The organism is Bartonella sp. AA2SXKL, from assembly GCF_042197205.1.
GTDB lineage: Bacteria > Pseudomonadota > Alphaproteobacteria > Rhizobiales > Rhizobiaceae > Bartonella.
In genome coordinates this window covers 339-620 of the sequence record NZ_JBHIRN010000230.1, presented here as the reverse complement: position 1 = coordinate 620, position 282 = coordinate 339, and the positions used below count along the sequence as shown (strand labels likewise).

The following is a 282-nucleotide window of genomic DNA, read 5'->3' as shown; positions in this document are numbered from 1 at the left end:
TTGAAATAACTGATCCGAATAAAAAAGATAAACTTTTCAGTAAAGATGATACACCTAAGCCTTCAGGCTTCATGGGTGGTATTTATGCAGGTTCCAACATGGATCTTGGAAATAATATGATTCTAGGAGTTGAAACCGATGCGGTTTGGGCTGACAGAGAAGACGCAAAAACCTCTTCTGCTAAAGTTATTAGAGAGGATGAACTTGTAAACTTTAAGGATTCCCTTAAAAACGCTAATGCTGTTTTCGCTAAAGATAAAACAATGGATGATGTCAAGCAAG

The 282-nt window shown here is 36.9% G+C and carries 1 protein-coding gene; it reads left to right on the top strand.

What is annotated here, in order from left to right; translation table 11 throughout:
- Positions 1–282: porin (locus ACFINS_RS10890; protein ID WP_375706282.1), on the top strand; the 282-nt coding region annotated here is incomplete at both ends.